23 protein-coding genes are annotated in these 24,009 nt (G+C 43.8%); 12 read left to right on the top strand and 11 right to left on the bottom strand.

Features of this window, described 5'->3' with window-relative positions; genetic code table 11:
- Nucleotides 1–97: 97 nt before the first annotated feature.
- The 3 genes from mmsB to ACFQY8_RS02140 all read right to left on the bottom strand — a co-directional run bounded on the left by mmsB (nt 98) and on the right by ACFQY8_RS02140 (nt 4,121).
- A complete protein-coding gene (gene mmsB, locus ACFQY8_RS02150) occupies nt 98–1,327 on the bottom strand; it encodes a multiple monosaccharide ABC transporter permease (RefSeq protein WP_377938140.1) in 1,230 nt (409 codons plus the stop codon).
- Entirely contained in the window at nt 1,328–2,875 is a 1,548-nt protein-coding gene (locus ACFQY8_RS02145; protein ID WP_377938138.1) for an ATP-binding cassette domain-containing protein, read from the bottom strand.
- Nucleotides 2,876–2,966: 91 nt separating this feature from the next.
- A complete protein-coding gene (locus tag ACFQY8_RS02140; RefSeq protein ID WP_377938136.1) occupies nt 2,967–4,121 on the bottom strand; it encodes a substrate-binding domain-containing protein in 1,155 nt (384 codons plus the stop codon).
- A gap of 229 nt (nt 4,122–4,350) precedes the next feature.
- On the opposite strand from ACFQY8_RS02140, the gene ACFQY8_RS02135 reads away from it, so the two are divergent.
- The 4 genes from ACFQY8_RS02135 (at nt 4,351) to ACFQY8_RS02120 (ending at nt 6,719) form a co-directional block, all read left to right on the top strand.
- The gene (locus ACFQY8_RS02135) at nt 4,351–4,860 is read left to right on the top strand and encodes a DUF7343 domain-containing protein (RefSeq protein WP_377938134.1); all 510 of its coding nucleotides are present in this window, start codon (nt 4,351–4,353) and stop codon (nt 4,858–4,860) included.
- Nucleotides 4,861–4,872: 12 nt separating this feature from the next.
- Nucleotides 4,873–5,517, top strand: coding sequence for an ROK family protein (locus ACFQY8_RS02130; RefSeq protein ID WP_377938306.1), 645 nt, complete (start codon nt 4,873–4,875; stop codon nt 5,515–5,517).
- 69 nt (nt 5,518–5,586) lie between these two features.
- A complete protein-coding gene (locus ACFQY8_RS02125; RefSeq protein WP_377938132.1) occupies nt 5,587–6,396 on the top strand; it encodes an ATP-binding cassette domain-containing protein in 810 nt (269 codons plus the stop codon).
- Between the two features lie 17 nt (nt 6,397–6,413).
- A complete protein-coding gene (locus ACFQY8_RS02120) occupies nt 6,414–6,719 on the top strand; it encodes a hypothetical protein (protein ID WP_377938130.1) in 306 nt (101 codons plus the stop codon).
- A gap of 4 nt (nt 6,720–6,723) precedes the next feature.
- Here ACFQY8_RS02120 and ACFQY8_RS02115 read toward each other — a convergent pair whose 3' ends face one another.
- From ACFQY8_RS02115 to dnaA, 8 genes are all read right to left on the bottom strand, one after another.
- Nucleotides 6,724–6,957 (bottom strand): hypothetical protein, encoded by a 234-nt coding sequence (locus ACFQY8_RS02115; RefSeq protein WP_377938128.1) that lies wholly within the window; start codon nt 6,955–6,957, stop codon nt 6,724–6,726.
- A gap of 153 nt (nt 6,958–7,110) precedes the next feature.
- Complete coding sequence (locus ACFQY8_RS02110) at nt 7,111–7,821, bottom strand: DUF3566 domain-containing protein (protein ID WP_377938127.1); 711 nt, start codon at nt 7,819–7,821, stop codon at nt 7,111–7,113.
- Nucleotides 7,822–7,917: 96 nt separating this feature from the next.
- Nucleotides 7,918–10,623, bottom strand: a complete 2,706-nt coding sequence (gene gyrA, locus ACFQY8_RS02105; RefSeq protein ID WP_377938125.1) for a DNA gyrase subunit A — start codon at nt 10,621–10,623, stop codon at nt 7,918–7,920.
- A 71-nt stretch (nt 10,624–10,694) separates the two neighbouring features.
- Nucleotides 10,695–12,689: a DNA topoisomerase (ATP-hydrolyzing) subunit B gene (gyrB, locus tag ACFQY8_RS02100; protein ID WP_377938304.1), complete on the bottom strand. Its 1,995-nt coding sequence runs from the start codon at nt 12,687–12,689 to the stop codon at nt 10,695–10,697.
- Nucleotides 12,690–12,917: 228 nt separating this feature from the next.
- Nucleotides 12,918–13,382: a DciA family protein gene (locus ACFQY8_RS02095; protein ID WP_377938123.1), complete on the bottom strand. Its 465-nt coding sequence runs from the start codon at nt 13,380–13,382 to the stop codon at nt 12,918–12,920.
- Entirely contained in the window at nt 13,379–14,641 is a 1,263-nt protein-coding gene (recF, locus tag ACFQY8_RS02090; protein WP_377938302.1) for a DNA replication/repair protein RecF, read from the bottom strand. Before recF ends, ACFQY8_RS02095 begins: the two co-directional genes overlap by 4 nt.
- Nucleotides 14,642–14,740: 99 nt before the next feature.
- Nucleotides 14,741–15,865, bottom strand: a complete 1,125-nt coding sequence (gene dnaN, locus ACFQY8_RS02085) for a DNA polymerase III subunit beta (protein WP_377938121.1) — start codon at nt 15,863–15,865, stop codon at nt 14,741–14,743.
- A gap of 475 nt (nt 15,866–16,340) precedes the next feature.
- Nucleotides 16,341–17,900 (bottom strand): chromosomal replication initiator protein DnaA, encoded by a 1,560-nt coding sequence (gene dnaA, locus ACFQY8_RS02080; RefSeq protein ID WP_377938119.1) that lies wholly within the window; start codon nt 17,898–17,900, stop codon nt 16,341–16,343.
- 426 nt (nt 17,901–18,326) lie between these two features.
- Here dnaA and rpmH point away from each other — a divergent pair, with 426 nt between their 5' ends.
- The 8 genes from rpmH to ACFQY8_RS02040 all read left to right on the top strand — a co-directional run bounded on the left by rpmH (nt 18,327) and on the right by ACFQY8_RS02040 (nt 23,987).
- Nucleotides 18,327–18,461, top strand: a complete 135-nt coding sequence (gene rpmH, locus ACFQY8_RS02075; protein WP_007054596.1) for a 50S ribosomal protein L34 — start codon at nt 18,327–18,329, stop codon at nt 18,459–18,461.
- 27 nt (nt 18,462–18,488) lie between these two features.
- Complete coding sequence (gene rnpA, locus ACFQY8_RS02070) at nt 18,489–18,929, top strand: ribonuclease P protein component (RefSeq protein ID WP_377938117.1); 441 nt, start codon at nt 18,489–18,491, stop codon at nt 18,927–18,929.
- On the top strand, nt 18,926–19,252 hold the full coding sequence (yidD, locus tag ACFQY8_RS02065) for a membrane protein insertion efficiency factor YidD (protein ID WP_377938115.1): 327 nt from the start codon (nt 18,926–18,928) through the stop codon (nt 19,250–19,252). The genes rnpA and yidD overlap by 4 nt, the downstream gene beginning before the upstream one ends.
- A 3-nt stretch (nt 19,253–19,255) precedes the next feature.
- A complete protein-coding gene (gene yidC / locus ACFQY8_RS02060) occupies nt 19,256–20,251 on the top strand; it encodes a membrane protein insertase YidC (protein ID WP_377938113.1) in 996 nt (331 codons plus the stop codon).
- Nucleotides 20,252–20,453: 202 nt separating this feature from the next.
- Nucleotides 20,454–20,999, top strand: a complete 546-nt coding sequence (locus tag ACFQY8_RS02055) for a Jag family protein (protein WP_377938112.1) — start codon at nt 20,454–20,456, stop codon at nt 20,997–20,999.
- A gap of 6 nt (nt 21,000–21,005) precedes the next feature.
- Complete coding sequence (gene rsmG, locus ACFQY8_RS02050) at nt 21,006–21,701, top strand: 16S rRNA (guanine(527)-N(7))-methyltransferase RsmG (protein WP_377938110.1); 696 nt, start codon at nt 21,006–21,008, stop codon at nt 21,699–21,701.
- 71 nt (nt 21,702–21,772) lie between these two features.
- A complete protein-coding gene (locus ACFQY8_RS02045) occupies nt 21,773–22,768 on the top strand; it encodes a ParA family protein (RefSeq protein ID WP_377938108.1) in 996 nt (331 codons plus the stop codon).
- A gap of 1 nt (nt 22,769) precedes the next feature.
- Nucleotides 22,770–23,987, top strand: a complete 1,218-nt coding sequence (locus ACFQY8_RS02040; protein WP_377938106.1) for a ParB/RepB/Spo0J family partition protein — start codon at nt 22,770–22,772, stop codon at nt 23,985–23,987.
- Nucleotides 23,988–24,009 lie beyond the last annotated feature (22 nt).

Genomic DNA, 24,009 nt, shown 5'->3' with positions numbered 1-24,009 from the left:
CACATGAATACATCTCCTCCAATAAGTAAAAGTCTGAATCTTCATAAAGAAGATTCAGACTTTTACTTATTGGAGGAGAGAGAACGATGAGTTCTTATTAGCCCTTCTTACGCTTCGACAGCAAGTCAACTGCGACAGCACCGAGAAGAACCAAGCCTTTAATTGTCTTTACAATCGCTGTATCTACACCCATAATGGACAGACCCTGATTGATAACACCCATAACGAATGCACCAATTACTGCACCTGGAATAGTACCGATACCACCAGTAACAGCTGTACCACCGATGAAGCACGCTGCGATTGCATCCATCTCAAATTCCATACCAGCTTGTGCAGTTGCAGATGCAAGACGAGAAAGCATGCACACTGCTGCTACTGCAGATAGGAAGCCCATATGAACGAAGAGGAAGAAGTCAACCTTGCGATCGTCAATACCGGAAAGACGAGCCGCCTTACGATTACCACCTACTGCGTATACATGACGGCCAAAGACAGTGCGAGTCAAAATGAAGTTGTAGACAACTACTAGCACGCCCACAATTACGAGCATGATAGGAATACCACCTTCATCTCCAGAACCAGACTGTGCAAGAAGGAAGGTTACGAAACCAATGACTAGTGCAGCTACAATAACTTTAATCCAAGTCATACTAATTGGCTCGGCTTCAAGTCCAGCCTTGATAACCTTTGCACGACTAGTAAATTGAGACCATACAAACCAAGCGAAGATTAAGAGACCTACGACGATAGTCAAGCCCGAGAACGGTCCCCACCAACCAAGGAAATTAGGAATGTAATTTGCAGCGATTCCACGGAACTCACGAGAAGTAATAGGTACAGATTCACCCACGATAACAGTTGCGAGACCACGGAAAATTAGCATGCCTGCAAGAGTTGTGATAAAGCCAGGAATACGAACATAAGCTACCCAGAAACCATTCCATACACCGATTACTAAACCGAGGAGAATGGAAATCACAATTGCAAGCATCCAGTTCATTCCTGCATGTTCCATAAGCAGTGCACACACACCACCAATGAAAGCAACCAAAGAACCGACTGACAAATCAATATGGGTAGCAATAATGACCATTACCATACCGATTGCCAAAATAATTACATATGCATTCTGTTGAATCAACGACACGAAGGAATTCGGCTTAAGCAAAACTCCACCGGTCAAAATTTGGAATGCCACAACGATAATAATTAACGCTCCGACAATACCATATTGACGCAAATTTCCTGTAATAGTGGACAACAATGTATTGTCCTTTTCATTTTTAGCCGCTTTTTCAGTGACTGTAGTAGCTGGAGTTGCCATTTAAATCTCCTCCTTTTCCTTCGTCATGCAGCGCATGAGATATTCCTGAGTGAATCCTTCTTTGGAAACATCAGCAGTAATAACACCCTGGTTAACTGTATAAATACGATCACAGATACCAATCAGCTCTGGCAGTTCAGATGAAATAACAACCACTGCTTTCCCAGCATCTGCCATACGATCGATAATTTCGTAAATCTCGTATTTAGCACCAACATCGATACCTCGAGTTGGCTCGTCAAGAATTAAAATGTCCGGATCAGAAATAACCCATTTTGCGAGTACGACTTTCTGCTGATTACCACCGGAAAGAGTTCCTACATTTACATCAATATTCTGACATTTAATGTTGAACCCTGTACGATACTCTTGAACAGATTTACGTTCAATATTGTCATCCATTACACCACCCTTACTCATCTTTGTCAGAGAAGCAAGCGCAGCATTTTCACGAATATTTTGAAGCAAATTCAGACCATAGGATTTACGATCTTCAGTTGCATAGGCCATTCCAGCATCAATAGCTTGTTGAACGTTGTGAATATTCTGTTTTTTACCGTGAATATACAAGTCTCCAGAGATGCCAACACCGTAAGACTTGCCAAAAATACTCATGGCCATTTCAGTACGACCAGCACCCATCAAGCCTGCAAATCCGACAATCTCTCCAGCATGAACGTTGAAGTTTGCATTGTCCACAATGACACGGTTTGCATCGAGTGGGGAATGAACTGTCCAATTCTCTACACGCATAATCTCTTCGCCTATTTTGCTTTCATGCGTTGGATAGAGATTTGTCAGTGGACGTCCCACCATCTTACGAATGAGTTCATCCTGGTCCAACGGCGTTTCATCATCAATATACATCACACCAACAGTGGAACCATCACGAATAATAGTGACATTATCAGCAATATCCGCAATTTCGTTGAGCTTGTGAGAGATGATGATACTTGTCACACCATGATTATCACGCAAATCACGAATAAGACTAAGCAGGTGAGCAGAGTCTTCATCATTCAGTGCAGCAGTTGGCTCATCAAGAATTAAGAGTTTAACATCTTTTGTTAGAGCTTTAGCAATCTCTACAAGCTGCTGCTTTCCTACACCAATATCCATAATCTTGGTATCAGGATCTTCAGGCAGACCTACGCGATTAAGGAGTTCTTGTGCCTGAGCACGTGTCTTGCTCCAATCCACAACTCCATTTTTTCCGCATTCATTTCCCAAGAAAATATTTTCTGCGATAGACAGGTAAGGAATCAGTGCAAGTTCCTGATGAATGATAACGATGCCATCAGCTTCAGAATCCTTAATATTCTTATATTTGCAAACCTTTCCTTCAAATTCAATATCGCCGCTATACGTTCCATACGGGTATACACCTGAAAGAACGTTCATCAATGTGGATTTACCAGCACCATTCTCTCCGCAGATTGCGTGAATTTCACCACGATCGACGCTCAAATTAACATCAGTCAAAGCCTTAACTGGACCAAACGTCTTGGTGATATTACGCATGCGCAGAATAGTCTCTGCCTCTGCCATATTCACTCCTTCAGACACTTCATCGTGTACAAGTTGGGTCGTACATGCCGTACCACATATACGACCCAAATTTTATAGACTACTCAAGTTGTTACTTGGTCAGCTGATCAAATCGAGCTTGAGTAATGTAATTTGCCTTGACCAAATCAGTCAGATTATCCTTCGTAATGCTTACTGGATCAAGCAACTTAGATGCAACATCAATCTGTCCATTATTGAACTTTCCATTGATGCCAGAGACCTTCTTACCTTCAGCAATTTCAAGAACCATGTCATAAACTGCATCACCAAGTTTATTTACATCCTTGAAAACAGTCTCGCCCTGAAGGTCCTTCGCAATATTCGCAATTGCAATCTCCATTGCGTCTTGACCTGTCATGACTGGCCAAGAATCAGTACCAGGCTTCATATCTGGACGCTTTGTCTGAATAGCGTTGATAACACCCTGTGTAATACCATCATATGGGGAAAGAACAGCATCAAGTTTCTTACCATGAGCATATGTAGAATCAAGAATAGATTCCATATCAGTCTGAGCCTGTGCAGTCTTCCATGACTGAACAGAAATCTTTTGCCACGTATTGTCTACAGTATTTGCGGCTGTAATACCGCCACCATGCTTAGATGGGGATACAAGCGCACCAGACTTGAAGTAAGGCTGAAGAAGTTCCCAAGCACCCTTGAAGAAGTACTTCGCATTATTATCATCTGGAGACCCAGTGAAGAGTTCAATATTGAATGGTCCTTTAGCACCCTGATCAAGCTTCAACTTATTAATAATATACTTTGCTTCAAGAACTCCAACCTGTTCAAGCTGGAAGGTTGCATAGTAATCAACTGCTTTAGTATTCATAATAAGACGGTCATATGCAATAACCTTTGCACCAGCTTCGTGTGCCTTCTCTACTGCAGGTCCTACCGCAGTGCCATCTTTAGATGCAACAACAACAATTTTTGCATTGTTGTTTACCATATTTTCAATATCCGCATTCTGCTGAGCAGGCTTATCATCTGCGAAAGAAAGAATAACCTTATATCCAGCCTTTTCAAGCTTTGCTTTAAGATTATTACCGTCTTTATTCCAGCGCTCTTCCGACTTTGTTGGCATAGAAATACCAATAGTTGCACCTTTATCAAGTTTCTCAGATGCTCCATTTGTGCCACCACGAGATGACGAACAAGCACCGAGACCAACAACCATTACTGCAGCTGCAAATAACGCAGCTAACTTTTTAGTTGCCTTCATTTCCTTCTCCTTCGTAGGAATGAGAAATATCAATGAACAGAATCATCATTGATATCTATCCAGCACTACCGAGTATATATGCTTGTGTTTTAGAAATCAACTCAATAAACAATATTTTTATCCATTGTCTTTATTCGTAAAATACAATCTTCTATATTTATTGATTTATACTGTGAAAATCTTTTATTTTTACTTGAAAAATTGGATATTTATATTTACTCTAAAACGTATGAATAGTCCTGTAACCGGCTCTCAAACATCATTACGAGAAGCAAATATGACATTAATCTTTAATGCCATTACTAAATACGGGGCTATGACTCAAGTAGAGATTGCAGAAAATACCGGTTTATCTACAGCCACGGTTTCAATTCTAGTTCGAAAAATGGTCGACGACGGCACTCTAACCACCTCAGAGACCATTCGTTCAGGTCGCCGTGCTCTTCAGGTAGCTATCGCACGACAAGTAGGCATCGGGATAGGTATTCATATCGGTATCAAAATATTACAAATCTGTATTACTGATTTTTCCCAAAAAATACTAGCAGAACATGATTATCCATTGCCACTTAATCATAAACCTGATGTTACTATCCCCGAAGCTATTCGCCTTATTCAAGAATCTATAGATTCAATCGGTGCCTCTCGTTCTGAGATTGCGTCAATTGTAATTGCACTAGCTTGTCCAGTAGATTGGAAGCATCAACAAATTGGTATTCCTGGAATACTACGTGGTTAGGATGATACAGATATAATCTCATCTTTTAAAATTGCCTTTGACTGTCCGATATTAATTGATAATGATGCAAATTCTGCAGCTATAGCTGAATCCCGCCAAGGTGCTGGACAAGGGTGTTCAAACTTTTTGTATATTCAAACTGGAGATGGAACTGGCTCTGCTCTCGTAGTAAATGGTTCACTCTATAGAGGTTCTCTAGGTCTAGCTGGTGAAATTGGACATCAACAAGTTGATCCACTTGGCGATATCTGTTCATGTGGAAACCGCGGTTGTCTCAACACCGTAATTAATGAAGAACGATTGACCTCTGTGCTCCAAGTAACACATGGATCTATGTCTTATGCAGATTTGATTCAAGGATGTATAGATGGAGATCCAGGATGCCGACGAGTCATTTCCGATGCAGCTATACGCATTGGAACTGTGGTGGCTTCTAGTTGTATTGCAGTGGATCCAGGAAAAATTATCGTAGGTGGACTATTAAGTAAATCAGGAGATATTTTCATTGAACCGTTCCGAGAATCTATTCAACGGCTATTATTCCCGAGTGCTGTAACTCCAATAGAAGTAATAGCCTCACCAATCCCAGAAAAAAATGTTCCTCTCGGAGCAGCATTGTCCGCTATTGAAAATTCTAAACTAGAACTTGCAAAATAACATTAGAATTTTCTAACTGTTATACTAAATACGAAATATAAGAAACTTCAAGCAAAGGTGATTTCAACGATGACATCGCAGATACATACTCCCTTACTGAAAGTAGAGGATGTTTGTGTCACTTTTGGATACATCGAAGCATTAAAAGATGTCTCTTTGACAGTTAATTCGCACGAAATCCTTGCTATCGTAGGAGACAATGGAGCAGGTAAGTCGACACTACTTAAAGCAATTTCTGGTTTACAACCTCCTGATACTGGAACATTCATATGGAAAGATAATGAAGTCTCTATATCATCGGTTAAAGCCGCAAACGATATTGGTATCTCAGCAACATTCCAAAGTGCTGACTTTTGCGACAACTTGGATATCGCAGCAAATATTTTCTTAGGAAACGAACTTCACACGTTCTTTGGAAATCGTGATGATAACACTATGCATATCAAATCACGAAAACTTCTTCATAAGCTCACTTCACCTCTCAGTACATACCGTTCAATGCACGGACTTTCTATGGGAGAGAGACAGACAGTATCCATTGCGCGTTCTCTACTTACTAATCCGGAACTTATTCTTATGGACGAGCCGACAGCATCTCTATCTATTATTCAAACTGCTCAAGTTTTGTCCTATATAAAAGAGCTGCGCAATCACGGAAGAACTATCGTCCTTGTATGTCATAATTTACCTGATATTTTTGCCATAGCCGATCGTATAGCTGTTATGCGTGCAGGACAAATTACAGCAGTACACAAAATTAGCGAAACAAGTTATGAACAGATTGTTGCTGAAATTGCGGGAGCACGAACAGTTAATGAAGAATTTATAAATGTAGACACCATGACTGTTCCACGTAAAATTATTAACCGATATAACTAATTCAAGGAGGAATCATTATGCAAATTGCAATTTGTATTGCACTCGGCATTGTCGGAATTCTCATTGGCGGAATGTATGGTGGTTTTCCTCTTAAAACTACCGAAATGACTCGCAAACAAGAAAGTTATGGTTCAACGTTAGGTGTAATAGCACTCGGTATTACAGTCTTACTTATATTACTCGGTATGAATTTAGAATCTTACATATTTATTGCAGCCGTTATTATCGGCTTTGTTATAACTAAAATTCCGCCAATCCACTTATGGTTAATTTCAAAATTTAAAATATTTACTCCAAAAAAGTCGAAGAAAACACGCAAATAGAAAATTATTCTTCATCTTCTTGCTCATTCCTATCATTCTGAGAATGAGCTTTTTTGTGAAAACGCCATCCCTGTATACCTGTATAGATAGCGACTACAGTTATACAAAGAGCAAAAATCCATGTCGCCAATGATGTAATCGTTCCATCTTGCGCAGATTTATATAAGCTCTGTATTAACCAGACAACACACGCAATTGACGTAAGAAAATAAAGACGCGACTGTGCAATTTCATTCATAGTCTCTAGTGTAGCAAAAAGCCCGCATGCCGCAGCACACGGGCTCATGTTTCACGTGAAACATCACATCTATAGACTATTAAAGCCCTGAGTTACTATACAAATCTACTCTTGCATAGCGCACAATTTCAGTCTTAATAGCGCGCGTCTTCTTTAGTCATCACCAAGCGTGACATGAATACCTCCTACCAAGGAGCTCACAATGTTATAAAGGAAAGCACCGATAGCGGCAAGAACTGTGCCTATCACGATTTCAAATACTGCGATAATAGTGAAGATAGACACCACACGACCGAGACTCAAGAAGGACGAGATATCAAAGCCACCTGAGCTCAATCCAGCAGAAGATACAATGGAAGTCAACGAAGAGAACAACCCTGCCGCATCAAGCACAAAGTAGAGGAAGATGACAGCGACGAGTTGAATGAGCCCTACAGCAATCAGCAACATGAAAGAGACTTTCGTCACAGACCATGGATCTACCTGAGTTAAGCTTAACTTCATACGACGAGCACGTGGTACCGCATTCTTCTTCTCATGATTTTCATGATTCTTATGAAGAGAGTCGTGAGAAGATTCGCGCTCTGTTCCATATGTAGACGCGTGAGTATGAGTCTGCGAAGCAATACTAGATACACTTGCAGCAGCGCCAGCTACACGACGCTCAGCATCACGCTTAGCATCTAAGTCAGTGCTTTCACTCGTTTTTTCATCATTCGCATTATTGGTATTATTCGCACCATTTGTCGGAATCAAGTTCGGAACTGTCTGAGCAGAAGCCTGAACAGAGTCTCTTACTTCATCCTTGATTGCTTCAATAGTCTGGGTTGCAGCCTCATCTACTGGATTAGTTGCATCAGCCATGTTCCTATATCTTTCTCTTACCTAACTATCGTGTGTGATGTTTCACGTGAAACATCACACACTTTTCTGTCTTTCAGACTAACAAATACCGAAGGATTATTCTTTAGTCTCTTCAGTTTCTGTTACTGCCTCTTCACTAACAGATGAGACTGAAACAGAAGCTGAAGTATCCGGATTTACTGAATCTGACTTAGCTACGTTCTCTTCATCAGAGTCTTGCTCTGTTTCCTTTTCTGCGTTGCGGGCAATAGAAATAATCTCATCACCTTTATCAGGCTTAGCGAGTGTAACGCCTTGCGTAGTTCGACCAGTTCTGCGTAACTCATTGACGTTAGAACGGATGACCTTACCAGACTTCATGATAGCCATAATTTGATCGTCTTCTTCTACGACAACCGCACCGACGAGTTCACCACGACCTTCCACCATCGTGATAGCCTTTACACCGTAACCGTTTCGGCCCTGAAGTCGATATTCAGACAACGCTGTGCGCTTTGCGAAGCCTTCCGATGTTACAACGAGCAAATCAGATGGCGAATTTGCAGGAACGACATCCATAGAGAGTAAGTAATCCTCGCCAGGTGCACCCTTGAATTTCATCGCCTGCACACCAGCAGTCTGACGACCCATTGGACGCAAAGTTTCGTCATCAGCAGCAAACTTCACAGACATACCAGAGTGGGAAACCACAATGATTTCATCATCTGAGTTGCACAGTGCTGCGCCAATAAGCTCATCATTTGCAGGAATCTCATTACCTTCGCCATCAGTAATAGTCTTTCCTTCAAGCTCCATCAAACGAACTGCTATCAAGCCTCCCTGTCGAGTCGAATCATACTCAGGTAAGCGAGTCTTCTTAATCTTTCCAGACTTCGTAGCAAGGACAAGATATTCAGCTGCATCATAATCCTTGATAGATAGAATTTGCTGAATCTGCTCCTGCGGTCCGAGCTGTAGCAAGTTTGCCACGTGTTGCCCCTTGGAATCGCGTGAACCTTCAGGGAGTTCATACCCCTTCAGACGATAAACGCGACCTTCATTTGTGAAGAAGAGCAACCAGTTATGAGTGGATGTCGCGAAGAAGTGATCGACGATGTCATCTTCACGAAGCTTGGCACCCTTGATACCTTTACCTCCACGATGCTGTGCACGGTATTCATCAGCCTTCGTACGCTTGATATATCCAGAATGGGTGACAGTTACAACCACATTTTCTTCAGCAATGAGGTCTTCTACATTCATCTCTCCAGAGAATGGAAGAATCTGTGTACGGCGCTCGTCACCATACTTTTCGATGATTTCATCCATTTCATCGCCGACGATCTTACGACGACGGTCAGGATTAGACAAAATATCGTTATAGTCAGCGATACGACGCATGAGTTCTTCGTGCTCGTCAAGAATCTTCTGACGTTCCAATGCTGCAAGTCGACGAAGCTGCATAGCAAGAATTGCATCAGCTTGTACTTGATCGACGTCCAACAGCTCCATCAAGCCTGTACGCGCCTGATCGACATCTGGAGAGCGACGAATCAGAGCGATAACTTCGTCAATCATATCGAGAGCCTTCAAGTAGCCCTGCAAGATATGGTCACGCTCTTCAGCTTCTCGCTTCAAATACTGTGTACGGCGATAAATTACGTCTAGCTGATGGTCTATCCAGTGGCGGATAAACGCATCCAAGCTCAGTGTCCGTGGGACACCATCGACAAGCGCAAGCATATTTGCCCCGAAGGTCTGCTGCAGCTGAGTGTGCTTATAAAGATTATTCAGGACAACCTTTGGCACAGCATCACGCTTCAAAACGAGAACGAGACGCTGACCTGTACGTCCAGAGGTCTCATCTCGCATGTCTGCGATGCCCTGAATCTTACCGTCGCGCACTCCTTCACGGATAGAGGAAGCAAGGCGGTCAGGATTGACCTGATATGGAAGCTCGGTCACGACAAGGCACAAGCGACCGTTAATCTCTTCGGTGTTTACTACTGCGCGCATCGTGATGAGACCGCGACCAGTACGATATGCCTGCTCAATACCGTTATGCCCCAAAATGGTTGCACCAGTAGGGAAGTCTGGTCCCTTGATGATGGCTATCAAATTATTCAAAAGCTCTTCTTTGGAAGCTTCTGGATGGTCGAGAGCCCAGTGCACGCCTTGTGCTACCTCACGCATGTTGTGAGGTGGAATGTTCGTCGCCATACCAACAGCGATGCCAGAGGAACCATTAACCAAAAGATTTGGGAAGCGCGACGGGAGAACCGTAGGCTCTTGAGTCTTACCATCATAATTTGGCACAAAGTCAACGGTCTCTTTATCGATATCGCGTACAAGTTCCATCGCGAGAGGTGCCATACGGCACTCGGTATAACGCATTGCTGCTGCAGGGTCATCGCCTGGGGAGCCAAAGTTACCTTGACCATCGACAAGCATGTAGCGCATAGACCAACTTTGAGCCATACGCACTAATGTGTCATAGATAGCTGCATCGCCATGAGGATGATATTTACCCATGACGTCACCCACTACACGAGAGCACTTGTTGTACCCACGATCTGGGCGATATCCACCGTCGTACATCGCATATACGACACGGCGATGTACCGGCTTCATACCGTCGCGTACATCTGGAAGTGCTCGTTCTACGATAACGGATAATGCATATGCAAGGTAGGATTCACGCATTTCCTGCTGCAAATCAGTTTTCTGCACACGCTGACCAGTCATTAAGCCGAAGTCTTTGCCATCAGCCTGAGGACTTGCTGGCTCCAAGCCGTGCTCTTCAGCTTCAAATTCGTCTGCCATTTTTAACCTTTAACCTTGAAAATTTTTGATATCAATTCACATACTTCTGCACATATACGCCTAAGTAGCGTTTATGCGTCAATGAAACGAGCATCATGTGCATTGCGCTGAATGAACAGACGACGTGGCTCCACGTCATCGCCCATAAGCATGGAGAATGTCTCGTCTGCCTGTGCTGCATCTTCAATGTGAATTTGCTTCAAGATACGGTGGTGAGGATCCATCGTGGTTTCCCACAATTCCTGATAGCTCATCTCACCCAGACCTTTATAACGCTGGATACCTTCGCCCTTAGGAAGCTGACGACCAGCTGCCTTACCTTCTGCAAGCACACGGTCACGCTCAGCATCGGTGTAGACGAAGTCATGATTTCCCTTCGTCCACTTCAAACGATACAGAGGTGGCATAGCTACATAGACATAGCCAGCGTTGATAAGAGGACGCATATAGCGGAACATCAGCGTGAGATTAAGCGTTGCAATATGAGCACCATCTACATCTGCATCAGCCATGATGATGATCTTGTGATAACGCACTTTGTTGATATCAAATTCCTCGCCATAACCGCCACCGATAGCCGTGATAAGCGACTCAATAGTATCTGACTTCATCATACGGTCAAGGCTTGCACGCTCTGTGTTCAAAATCTTCCCGCGCAATGGAAGAATAGCCTGAGTGATTGGGTTGCGTCCCTGGATAGCAGAACCGCCTGCGGAATCACCCTCTACGATGAAGAGTTCACACTCTTCAGGATTATTTGACTGGCAATCCTTAAGCTTGTCTGGCATACCTGCCGATTCGAAGATAGACTTTCGGCGAGTATTTTCACGAGCCTTCTTTGCGGCTAATCGCGCACGAGCAGCTTCCTGTCCCTTTTGCACAATCATCTTTGCCTCAGCAGGATGCTCTCCTAGCCAGTCTGACAGCTTCTCCGTCACAACGCGCTGTACGAAAGTCTTTGCGATGGAATTTCCCAGCTTCGTCTTTGTCTGACCTTCAAACTGTGGAACGGTCAGCTTTACAGACACAACAGCTGTCAAGCCTTCGCGTACATCGTCACCAGAAAGATTTTCGTCTTTTTCCTTGAGTAGGCCCTTTTCACGCGCATAGCGGTTGATTAAACCTGTCAATGCAGAGCGGAAGCCCTCCTCATGAGTACCGCCCTCGGTCGTAGTGATGGTATTTGCAAAGGAATGAATAGACTCAGAGTATGCACGGGTCCATTGCATAGCAATTTCTACAGAAATGCCCTGCTCTAAATCTTCCGACTCGAAGTCGATGACTTCATCCTCTACTGGTTGAACTTTCTTGCCCTTGACGAGGTAGTCGACATAGTCCTTGATACCGTTTGGATATTGATAGGTCACAGACTGATGCTGCTGTCCTGCGCCTTCTTCTTCGCCCGCGACCTCGTCACCTGCATAGTCATATGTACGCTCATCAGTCAGAGTGATTTTCAATCCCTTGTTGAGGAACGCCATTTGCTGGAAGCGTGCACGAAGTGTTTCGTAGTCATACTCCGTCACTTCAAAAATCTGAGGATCAGCCCAGAAAGTAACGGATGTACCAGTTTCCTCACCTTCTTCAAGCTCGCGATCCTTTATCAAAGGCGTTACAGCCTGCTGATTTTCGAAGTTCTGATGGTAGAGCGCTCCCTGTCGGCGTACTTCTACGTTGATGCCCGTCGATAAAGCGTTGACGACAGAAATACCCACACCGTGCAAACCGCCAGACACGGCATATCCGCCGCCTCCAAACTTGCCGCCTGCGTGGAGCTTTGTCAGTACGACTTCCACGCCAGACTTTCCTTCGCCTGGAACCTCGTCTACTGGGATACCACGACCGTTATCAACCACACGAACACCGCCGTCTTCGAGCAGTGTCACTTCGATGTGTGATGCATAACCAGCCAATGCCTCATCTACGGAGTTGTCGACAATTTCGTACACCAAGTGATGCAAACCGCGAGGACCAGTAGAGCCGATATACATACCTGGACGCACACGAACTGCTTCAAGACCCTCAAGTACTCGAAGATCACTCGCATCATAATGCTCAGGGGACATTGTGTCATCGAGTTGAACGGAATTATTGTTGTCGTCCGCCACTGACGTTCCTTCCCAATTAAACCTTAAAGTCAGAGCTCAAAACTTCTATAAATTCCATTTTGGAGCTCATTTTTTCTTTATCTATGTGTAAAAGACACAAAAAAGGGTCTTCTACGCGTTTTTACTCTTTACTAATAGGGTACTAAAAAAGGGGGACGTCTTGGCTAGAAATTGGCGCAAATTCACTTAATATCTTTTCCGCTTAAAAGGCTCAGGTTGTGGTCCTGTGATACGAATTTCTTGGATATCAAGAGAAGGAATAACTTCTTTAATTTTTGTTTTAATAGGCTCCGTCATATAACTCAGCTGAGTAGCCCATGCAGGAGACTGCGCTTGGATAGTAAGGATACCACTCATATAGGAGGAAACCCGAGAATTTCTAGCAAAATTTTCTCCCACGATATCTGACCATTTGCCAAAGAGTTTTGCCGTCGTCATTTTTTCTCGCCACAAAGGATTTCCTGTGATAGCTTCAAGAGCAATTCCTAAAGCGAGTGGTTCTCTGCCCGGCTGTCCAAAGCTCAGAGCAGCTTTGTCATTTCGGTCATCATAATCAGGTCGAGGAGCAAAGCGAAATGCGTATGGTTTAAAAAGGGTATCTGCGAGAGCTGCCTGATTGAGATGACATGTTTCAGTTACAGGAGGAGTCACTGAGTTTCCTCCTGTTTCTCTGATTGTCTCATAAATTCATCCAAGTCAGGCACGTCACTAAGCACTCTTTCTGTTGCACGCAGAGCTTCAACATCCACAAAATGTACGCGATCTTTCATATTCTCACTGAGTAACTGCTCAGGGACATCATCCTTTGCAGCTACCGTGATGAGAACCTGCTGTAGGTTAGAAGCAAAGTCTATGATTTGTGAGCGACGAGAGTTATCTAGCTGTGCAAAAACATCATCAAGGATGAGCAAAGGCTGCACTTCATTTTCGCGACTTTCGCGAGAAATTACCTCATACAGAGCCATTTTCAAAGCTAATGCGAGTGACCACATTTCACCGTTGGACGCGTATTCCCGTGCATTCATTTCATTGAGATGAAAGACGACATCATCTCGGTGCGGACCGATGAGATTTCGAGCCTGAGCTACTTCGCCTTCATATATACGCTGATAGTGGTTGATGATATCGTCGTATGCAGAATTTTTATCACTTTGCCCTTGTACAAGAATCTCCTCATAGGACGGCACATATTCTAGGTCGACGCGATTATGAGTACCAGCGATATGCTGATAAATTCGCTCAAATGGTTTTCTCAATTTCTCTGTCACAGACAAACGTGCCTGAGTAAGTTCTATACCCGTCGTGACAAGCTGAGAAGTCCAAATCTCCAAACCTGTAAAGATTTGACTCAAATCTGCAGATGCTGTCTGTCCATTTGCACGCATCTGTGCCACGTTTTTGAGTAGTGCAACGCGCTGCTTAGCGATGTGATTGTAGCGTTGCAAAAGTTCATAATATCCTGGAACAAGTGAGACAGCCGCACTATCCAAGAAGTGCCGACGTACAGACGGATCTGAAGAAATAAGCTGCTGATCTTCTGGAGCGAAAGTAACACTTGGAATTTCGCCTACTATGTCTCTCAGATAAAGCGAATTACCATTATTGATACGCGCGCGATGTCCGCCACGACTTGAAAGGGTGAGTGAATATGTAGTTTCATTCGTCTGTACATTGTCAGAGGAAGTAACCACATTTGCACGAATATGTGCACTCGATTGCCCTGCCTGAATGAGTGGCTTTGCAGAATGAGTGCGATGAGATAATCCCGTTGAGAGAAATTCAACAGCCTCAACGATATTAGTTTTACCTAAACCGTTATTTCCGTAGAAAATTGTAATCCCAGGAGCAAGGTCTAAAAGGCACTGCTCCCAGGATCGAAAGTGATCAAGAGCAAGTCTTGAGATATACATCAATCAGCATTCACCACACGTTTTGTCAAAATTGTCAGGTCTATTCGCATACGCCACATTAGCTACTAATTTACTAGTCAAATGGACTGCTAAATTAGGCTAGTCAATGAAGCGCATAGGAACAAGTAGATAGCGATAGTCTAATGACTCATCACCATCAAGTTCTTGCTGACCATTAAATTCTACAGCACGAGCAGCATTCACCATTTTCATACGAACAAACGGCTCATCGATAGCGCTGAGGCCTTCCTTGAGATATGAAGGATTAAATGCCACAGTAATTTCTTCGCCGTCGAGTTGTGCATCAATGGTCTCGTTTGCCTGAGATTCATCGGCAGTACCAGCAGAAAGTTTCACTTCATTGTTTGAAAAGACCATACGTATAGGTGCATTTCGTTCTGCCACAAGCGCTACACGAGAAATTGCACTAATCAATTCATGACGGTTTATCACTGCATGAATTGGATATTCATCAGCAAAGAGACGATCTACTGCAGGAAACTCACCATCGATGAGCTGTGTTGTAGAAGATCGTCCTGCATTGACAAAGCTCATAAGCGTCGGCTTTTCCATATCAAATCCAAGAACCACGTTGCTTGTTGTGTCGAGACTACGTGCCACATCTTTGAGGAGCTGACCATCGACCAGTGTCGTTGTAGAAACATCAGAATTTGCAGGTGTCCATGAGAAAGTAGTGCGTGCCAAGCGGAAACGATCTGTAGACGTCATCGTGACCTTGTCACCATCAAAGTTCATACGCACGCCTTTGAGAACAATGCGATTTTCTTCGCGTGCTACCGCCACAGTTGCCTTAGCAATAGAGCGAGAAAAAGTGTCTGCATCTACCTGACCTAAGTCAGGAGGAAGTTGTGGAAGTTGTGGATAGTCGTTCTCTGGCATGAGCTGAAGAGAAAATTGAGACTTACTTCCTGAAATAGTGACACGTGTATTGTTTGTTTGAAGAAGAATTTTGCCTTCAGGAAGTGCTTTTGCAATGTCAGCAAGCAATTTTCCTAGAACAACGATAGTTCCAGCTTCATCTACTCCTGCCTCGATTTGATTGCGAGCAGACTTTTCATAGTCGAAAGTAGACAAGGATAAAATGCCATCAGCTGCCTCAAGCTTGATACCTGCCAAAATAGGTGTGGATGGGCGTACTGGAATGATGCGCGTAGCCCATGCTACTGCATCTGCAAAAGCAGCAGAATCTACTTCGATTTTCATAATTGTCTCCTCGGTAAAAACTCTTGTTCTATCATAGCGAAAGTTTTCTACCTGATTTTTCGTCTTTCGAATCAGCAAATTATTATGACGAAGATTTTAAGAAAGATTTATAGGATAGTAGTAATAAGGGTTGTGGAAACTGTGGATAACTTTGAGGAGAGCTTGAAATAATTGACTTCTCAAGAAAATTTCAACTGTGGATAACTTGTAGATAAAATGTGGATAACTATAACACTTATTCACAGGCATCTGATGACCCTTGTACTTTCAACATTTTGAGGATATTTGTACACGGCTTATACACGCGTTTTCCACTGAGATAATGGCTTAATGTGGAAAACAATGTGGATAACTTTTTCTCTACTAAGGTAGTCTATCGGCGTGGCGAAGCTTAAAAATGACAACTCCGGAAGAATTATGCTCTCACAGAATGGTTCTATGAGAGCATAAGAATGGAAAAAAATGAGAGACCGTGCTAGCGGGCAGCGTATTCTCCATTTTGCTTCAAATGAGCAGTGAGCTCTTTGACGGCATTAAATGTTTCCATGTTTTCAGACATTTCTGATACAATCTTGCGGCATGCATGCATCACAGTAGAGTGATCGCGACCACCGAATATAGCGCCGATGTCAACGAGCGACATGGACGTTAATTCACGTGACATATACATCGCGACCTGACGAGCCTGAGCGACATTTTTAGTACGAGACGAACCGACCACGTCATCAAAGGTAAGTTTATAGTAATTTGCCACGGATGTGATGATATTTGCCGGTGTAATTTCAATCGTGGTATTAGTATAGTCAGACAGAGTTTGTTCTGCTAAAGATTTAGTAATTTGCTTGTTATTTAAGCTTGACATGGCTACGACACGGGTGAGAGCACCTTCAAGCTCACGGACATTATCAGTAACCTTCTCAGCGATGAGATCGAGTACATCCATAGGAATATCGACGTGCTGAGTCTTTGCTTTCATCCGTAAAATAGCCACGCGAAGCTCATGCGCTGGTGGGTCAATATTGACAGGTAGACCTTGATTAAAGCGGGAAATCAAACGATCTGGAAGGCCTTTTAAATTCTTTGGAGCGACATCAGATACGATAGCGATTTGTTTACCGTTTTCGTAGAGTTCATTAAAAGTATTAAAGAACCATTCAACGGTGGCATCGCGGCCAGCAATGAATTGGATATCGTCTACGAGCAAGATATCGACGTCACGATATCGGTGGTTAAAGTCATTCATAACCGTGTTGGTGTGGCGGCTTTGCTCCAATGCATAGACGAACTCGTTCGTCATCTCCTCGGAATTGGTATAACGCACACGCAAATGTGGATTCATCAGTAGAGCATGGTTGCCAATTGCATTGAGCAAGTGAGTCTTTCCTAATCCGGAAGCACCATATATAAAGAGAGGGTTATATTCTAAGCCAGGTCGCTCAGCTGCTGCCAGGGCAATATTCTTCGCAAATTTATTTGAATCACCCGGTACGAAGTTGTCGAAACGAGCATTTTTATTGAGATGGGTAGCCTCATCACGATAGCTCATCGTCGTGGTTGGAGTTATCGTCATGTCTCCTTTTGCATCTGCTGCTTCAACTATGGGTAGGGAAGTAGTCGTCGTTACAGGAGCAGGCTCCTCTGCAAAGTCAAAGCTGTCGCGCGTTACTACGGGACTCTGCGCTGTGATAACAGGAAATTGTGACGTCGAAGTATGTTCCGCAGAAACTCGTGGTAGTGTCTGCGTAGTCGTCGCACTCTGGCGAGCAAGGACATCGGGATCAATTTGAATAACGAAAGTAATAGTCTGTCCAGTTACCTGTGCAAAAGCGGCAGTAAGGGATGCATGTAGTTTTTTTTCGATAACAGTTCGAGTAAATTCATTAGAAACGGTGAGCACTATCATCGTGCCAAACATATTTGTGGCACTGATATCTGTCAGACATGCTGCTTCGCGAGGAGTCAATTCAAGTGGCTGATCGAGCAATAATTGATAGGTTTTATCCCATATCTCTTGCGCACTCATTGGCTCGGACATACATCCCTCCTCGACACCATCTCACTATCGTTGTGCTCTTCCTCTTTTATATAACGAATACTGTTTTACACTATCCACAGTAAGTTATCCACAATGTAGCGTGTTGAAATTACACGAATGTGAATAACACTCATGTAATTTGTGGATAAGTAGATAAAGTTATACACATAGTTATCCGCTTATTCACAACGTTCAATGTGGATAACTACATGCGTGTAATTTGAAATGTGAATTGTGAAGAGCAAGTTATGCACATGGTGGATAAGTAGTGGATAACCTGTGGATGAGAGGTGGATAAAGGTTAAAAAAGAATAAAAGGCAAAGCAAGATTTGCTCAAGTACACCGTTTCGAGTATGGTTGTAGAGATTGACTTGAAGGAAGCTGTGCTCACAAAGGATGCATGGCTACACATGGGAGCGTTAAATATGAAGCGTACATTCCAGCCAAACAACCGTCGTCGTCATATGAAGCACGGTTTCCGTTTGCGCATGCGTACCCGTTCGGGTCGCGCTGTAATTAATCGTCGTCGTGCAAAGGGTCGTAAGTCCCTCTCTGCATAAGACAGTAGCGCAAGAAAAGCGCCTGACGTGGAGCGGTTAAAAAGTCACCAAGACTTTACTGCTGTATTGAGGAAACGTAAGAAAGTTTCCAGTAAAGATATAGTCGTCCATTTTATCGTTCGTCCTTCATATGAGGAAAACGATCAAAGGGGCGGCTTAGTCAGTTCTAAGGGCAGTGTGCGTTTAGGACTTGCAGTGACAAAGTCTGTAGGAAATGCGGTTAAGCGAAATGCGGTTAAGCGCCGTTTTCGTGTACTCGCAAGGAGATATGAGCATCTCCTCCCTGATGGCATTTTTCTTGACCTTGTGATGAGAGCGAAGCCGGGTATATATGATGTTCCTTCTCGCGAGCTTGATCCACAGGTAGAGAAGATTTTCACGAAGATAGCAGCTCTTACGACGAAATCATCTGAAGTTACGACGTTAATTTCTCACGATGATATAGCGACTGGTACGGCTCGATTATGAATGTAGCACAGAAAGCAGCAGTGTCTGCTATTCACTGGTATCAGCGTGAAATTTCATCGCGTACATCAGCAACGTGCAAGTATTATCCGACATGCTCGATGTATGCAGATACAGCAGTCAAGCGTTTTGGGTTTGTTCGCGGTATCATACTTGCTGCTTTGAGACTGATGAGGTGCCGACCGTGGTCCCGTGGAGGAATTGACGATGTTCCCCAGGTATTCTCGCTCTTTTATAGGTTTTCGTGGTCTTCGGCGCATGAAGAACCAAGCGTAGAACCTCAGTATTACACACGTGATACTACGTTTACACACACAGAAAGTTAAGATATGACTCTCGATCAAGGTTTCTTTGGATGGATCTATAAGATTCTGTATCCACTTGAGTGGCTTATGACGCAGGTCACAGTACTTTTGCATAAGCTTTTTACTCTTATCGGCATGCAGGATGGTCCAGGTTATGCATGGATTTGGGCAATAGTCTTCCTGACCGTCGTTGTGAGACTCATAGTTCTCCCATTCTTTGTGCGTCAGATGAATTCGATGTCGCGTATGCAGGCATTGCAGCCAAAGCTTCAGAAGATTCAGAACAAATATAAGGGTAAGAATGATCCAGCTTCTCGTGAGGCGATGAGTCGCGAGACGATGAAACTATATCAGGATAATAACGTTAATCCTATGGGATCGTGTGTGCCATCTTTGATTCAGGCACCTGTCTTTATGGCATTGTTCTATATTTTGACTGCCGTGAAATACATAGACAATGGGCAAAAGGGTGATTTGGGTGGCTTTACTAAGACAGTGGCTACGCAGATTATGAATACAGAACTTTTTGGTACAAAGATTTCTGAAACTTTTACCACTGCAACTGGTTCAGGTAAAGCTATCATCGGCTTGTTTGTGGCATATATGTGCTTGACTTTGTTCCTCACACAGTACTACAGCCTTCGTCGTAATATGCCAAAAGAATCCATCGGCACTCAGCAATATAAGACTCAGCGCATGATGGCATTCATCTTCCCTGTGATGTATATCTTCTCTGGTATTGCATTCCCATTTGCAGTGTTGATTTACTGGGCTACAAACAACACGTGGACTCTAGCTCAGACTATATTCCAGATTGAGAATTTCCCAACTCCAGGCTCTGCAGCATTTGAAACGAAGAAGAAGCGTGATTATAAGCATGAGGCTGCTCGACGTGAACGTCTGGGCCTTCCAACTATTGAAGAAGAGCAATTAGAAAACGCTCGTAAAGCTCAAGAAGAGATGAAGGCTTCTGGAAATCAGCGTCATCAGCCAAGTCGAAAGAAATCTAAAAAGCGCTAGAGCTATGTTCTGTACATATCTTCTATAGCAACCGAAGAGAGTTATAAGTGTGGAATGTTTCACGTGAAACATTCCACACTTTGTTTTCTTTCTTACACTGTACTGAACAGACTACAGATAAACGTAAAACGTTAACGCAAAACGTGACATGTGTGCCACATACGCACTCACCGTTACACTTGAAATAAGTAAAAGGAGCATTATGAATCAGAACTTAGAAGTAAACCTCGACCAGCTCAATGATGAGGCTGACATCGCGGCAGATTATCTCGAAGGATTCTTAGATATTGCTGATGTTGATGGCGATATCGAAGTGGGAGTCCGTCAGGGGCGCCCGATGGTGCAGATTGTAGCTGAAGAAGATGAAGATTTATCTCAGCTCATCGGTCGTGACGGACAAGTGGTGAGCGCTTTGCAGCATTTGACTCGTTTGGCTGTACAAGAGTCAACGGGTGAACGTTCGCGCGTTATTGTGGATGTAGATGGTTATCTGAAGAAGAAGCGCGAGAAGATTGTTCAAGCTGCATTGGATGCTGTTCAAGAAGTATTGGATACAGGGGAGTCGGTGAATTTGCGACCGATGAACTCGTATGAGCGCAAGATAGTTCATGATGTCATTCGTGATGAGGGATTGAAGTCACGCTCACATGGCATTGATCCGAAGCGTTATGTTACGGTATATCAGAAGCAAGTAATTTCAGAGGATGATATCGAGTCTGAAGATTTTGACACGGAAGATGAAGAATAATTTCCTATGACAGATCAGCTTGCACATTCTGACCTTCCACGTGAGATACTCGGCGATGCCTATGAAAAGCTTGCTCTCTTCCACAAAAAGTTAGAAGAGGAAGGCGAGCCGCGCGGAATTATTGGTCCCCGCGATGTGGATATTATTTGGGAACGTCACATTCTTAACTCTGCAGCTCTCGTTCCATTCCTTCTTGAGGAGATGGATGACGTCCGCTCGGTAAAGCCAATTATCGGAGATATTGGTTCAGGTGGAGGATTCCCCGGAATTATTGTTGCGGCATGTCTGCCGGATGTTCCTCTCTATCTTGTAGAGCCAATGGAACGACGTGTGGAATGGCTTCATGAAGTTGTCGATGAGCTTGACTTAAAGAATGTAACTCTTGTGCGTGCTCGTGCGCAGGAAGTTGTGCCTGGTAAAGTCGCAGAACATATCAAGTCTCTCCTGCCGAAGCATTTCAAAGGCTTTGACATTGTGACATGCAGAGCAGTAGCACCAATGACAAAACTCACAGGAATGGTGTTCCCGTTGATAGCCCCAAGTGGTAAATTAGTAACACTCAAAGGCAGAAGTGTGGAAACTGAATTGGAGAAAGCAGCGAAGGAAATGAAAAAGTATGGCGCTGTATCTCCTGTAGTTTATGAAGCTCCTGTCGGCGGGGATTTAGAATCAACGCGCGTGCTTGTTGTAGAGAAAAAATAGACCGTATATATCAATATAGAAGATATACCACTATAGAAGTGCACTCTCAGATATGAGAAGGAGGAAAAATCATGAGTGATGTTTCACGTGAAACATTGAATGATGAGCCTCAATTTGAAACTGCTACCGATGTTATTAATCGTATCTTTAGTAGTACATCGAAGGACTCAGCATCTGTAGGTGCATCTATAGCTGATGAAAAAAATCGTTTAGAGAATCTAGCGCATGAGAATTTTGCTCGCCCAGCGCGTACCCGCTACCTTGCCGTGGCGAATCAAAAGGGCGGTGTAGGCAAGACGACCTCATCGGTAAATCTTGCTGCTGCATTTGCTGAGGCTGGAATGAACGTGCTTGTGCTCGATATGGATCCTCAGGGTAATGCTTCTACGGCATTGGGAGCTGAGCATGGTGCCGATACCCTATCGCTCTATGACGTGATTGAGGGACGTGCGCAGATTTCCGAGGCAATTCAGGTATGCCCCGATTTTGATAATCTCGATGTCGTACCTTCAACGATTGATTTGTCCGGCGCTGAGCTAGAAATTGCTGGTTTAGATAATCGCGTATATCTGCTTCGTGACCAATTGCAAAAATTTATCGCTGAGTCAGAAAAGCATTACGATTACGTCATTATCGACTGCCCACCAAGTCTAGGTTTGCTTGTGTTAAATTCTTTGTGTGCTGTACACGAGGTTATTATTCCTATTCAAGCTGAATACTATGCGTTAGAGGGATTAGGGCAACTCCTTCGCACTATTCAGCTAGTGCAGAAGAGTATGAATAGGCAGCTCGTGATTTCAGCCATTGTGATTACGATGTATGACCGTCGCACGCTCTTGAGCCAAGAGGTATATCAGGAAGTAGAACAGCATTATGCATCGCTTTTGCTGAAGACCACTATTCCTCGCGCAGTGCGTATTTCCGAAGCGCCAAGTTTCGCGCAATCCGTAATTGCCTACGATTCGCGTGGTGCAGGTGCTATCGCATATCGTGAAGCGGCGTTAGAAATCAACAAGAAGAGCAACAATATCTTTAAGTTACTCGATCGATTGAAGAAGGAGCAGTAAAATGCCAGGACGTTCTCGACTCGGTAAGGGTCTCGGCGCATTGTTCCCAACTATTGACGAAGATTTAACTGAGGTTGCCGAGGAAAATTCTGCTCAGGAAATCATTGAAAATGCAGTAGTAAATTCAGCTCACAAGCTAGGGACACCGACACCTCAGCGACGCAAAGCTGAGAAGCGTGCCACGATGCCAGCGATTAATTTTGGTACATCGACTCAGAGTAGTTCCTCCTCAAAAGGTGAGGAAGAAGAGGAACGTCCTGCTATTCCTTCTATGGCAGACTCTATCCCAAGCTACAAATCATCTGCTGGACTTGATGCTTTGCTTTCTTCCACGGAAGGTGCATCGGTCATCGCAGGATTGAAACCAGTCAAAGGTGCATACCTAACTGAGGTCAAGCTTGACGATATCGTGGCAAATGAGTATCAGCCTCGAACGGTCTTCGATGAAGATAACTTAAAAGAGCTATCTGACTCCATTAAAGAAGTAGGAGTCTTGCAGCCTATCGTTGTACGCGAAGTTAACCCTGACGCTCATGATGGTCATCATTATGAGCTCATCATGGGAGAGCGCCGTACTCGCGCAAGTCGTATGGCACAGCTTGAAAAAATTCCAGCGATTGTCAAGACAACGCACGATGATGATATGCTTCGCGATGCTTTACTCGAGAATTTGCATCGAGTAGCGCTTAATCCGTTGGAAGAAGCGGCCGCATATCAGCAAATGCTTAAAGAATTTGGTTTGACTCAAGAGCAGCTTGCGAAGAGCGTGTCAAAGTCTCGACCACAGATTACGAATACACTACGCCTTTTACAGCTCCCAGGTACAGTACAGAAAAAGGTTGCTGCTGGAGTACTTTCAGCTGGTCACGCTCGCGCATTACTGTCCTTAAAATCTCAGGACGATATGGAGACTCTTGCACAGCGCATCGTAGCAGAAGGACTTTCTGTCCGCTCAACGGAAGAGCTTGTAGCGCTGAAGAATGGTGCAAACCCTAAAAAGAAAGAGCGTAAGGCTCGCACAAATCCTTGGGCTAATTCTACTCTCGTCTCTCAGCTGGAAAATCGCTTTGATACGCGCGTGGCAATAAAAGGTTCAGCAAAACGCGGTCGTATTGAGATAACCTTTACTTCTCAAGAAGACTTGGATCGCATTCTTGCTGTACTCAATTCTGGCGATGAGTTCAATGAGTCAAAAGACACAAACGAAGGCTGGGTATAGGTTAGGGGCGTAAAGTCTCTTT

The organism is Alloscardovia venturai (assembly GCF_042676605.1).
GTDB lineage: Bacteria > Actinomycetota > Actinomycetes > Actinomycetales > Bifidobacteriaceae > Alloscardovia > Alloscardovia venturai.
The sequence above is the reverse complement of the archived record's forward strand: the minus strand, read 5'-3'. Positions and strand labels throughout refer to the sequence as shown.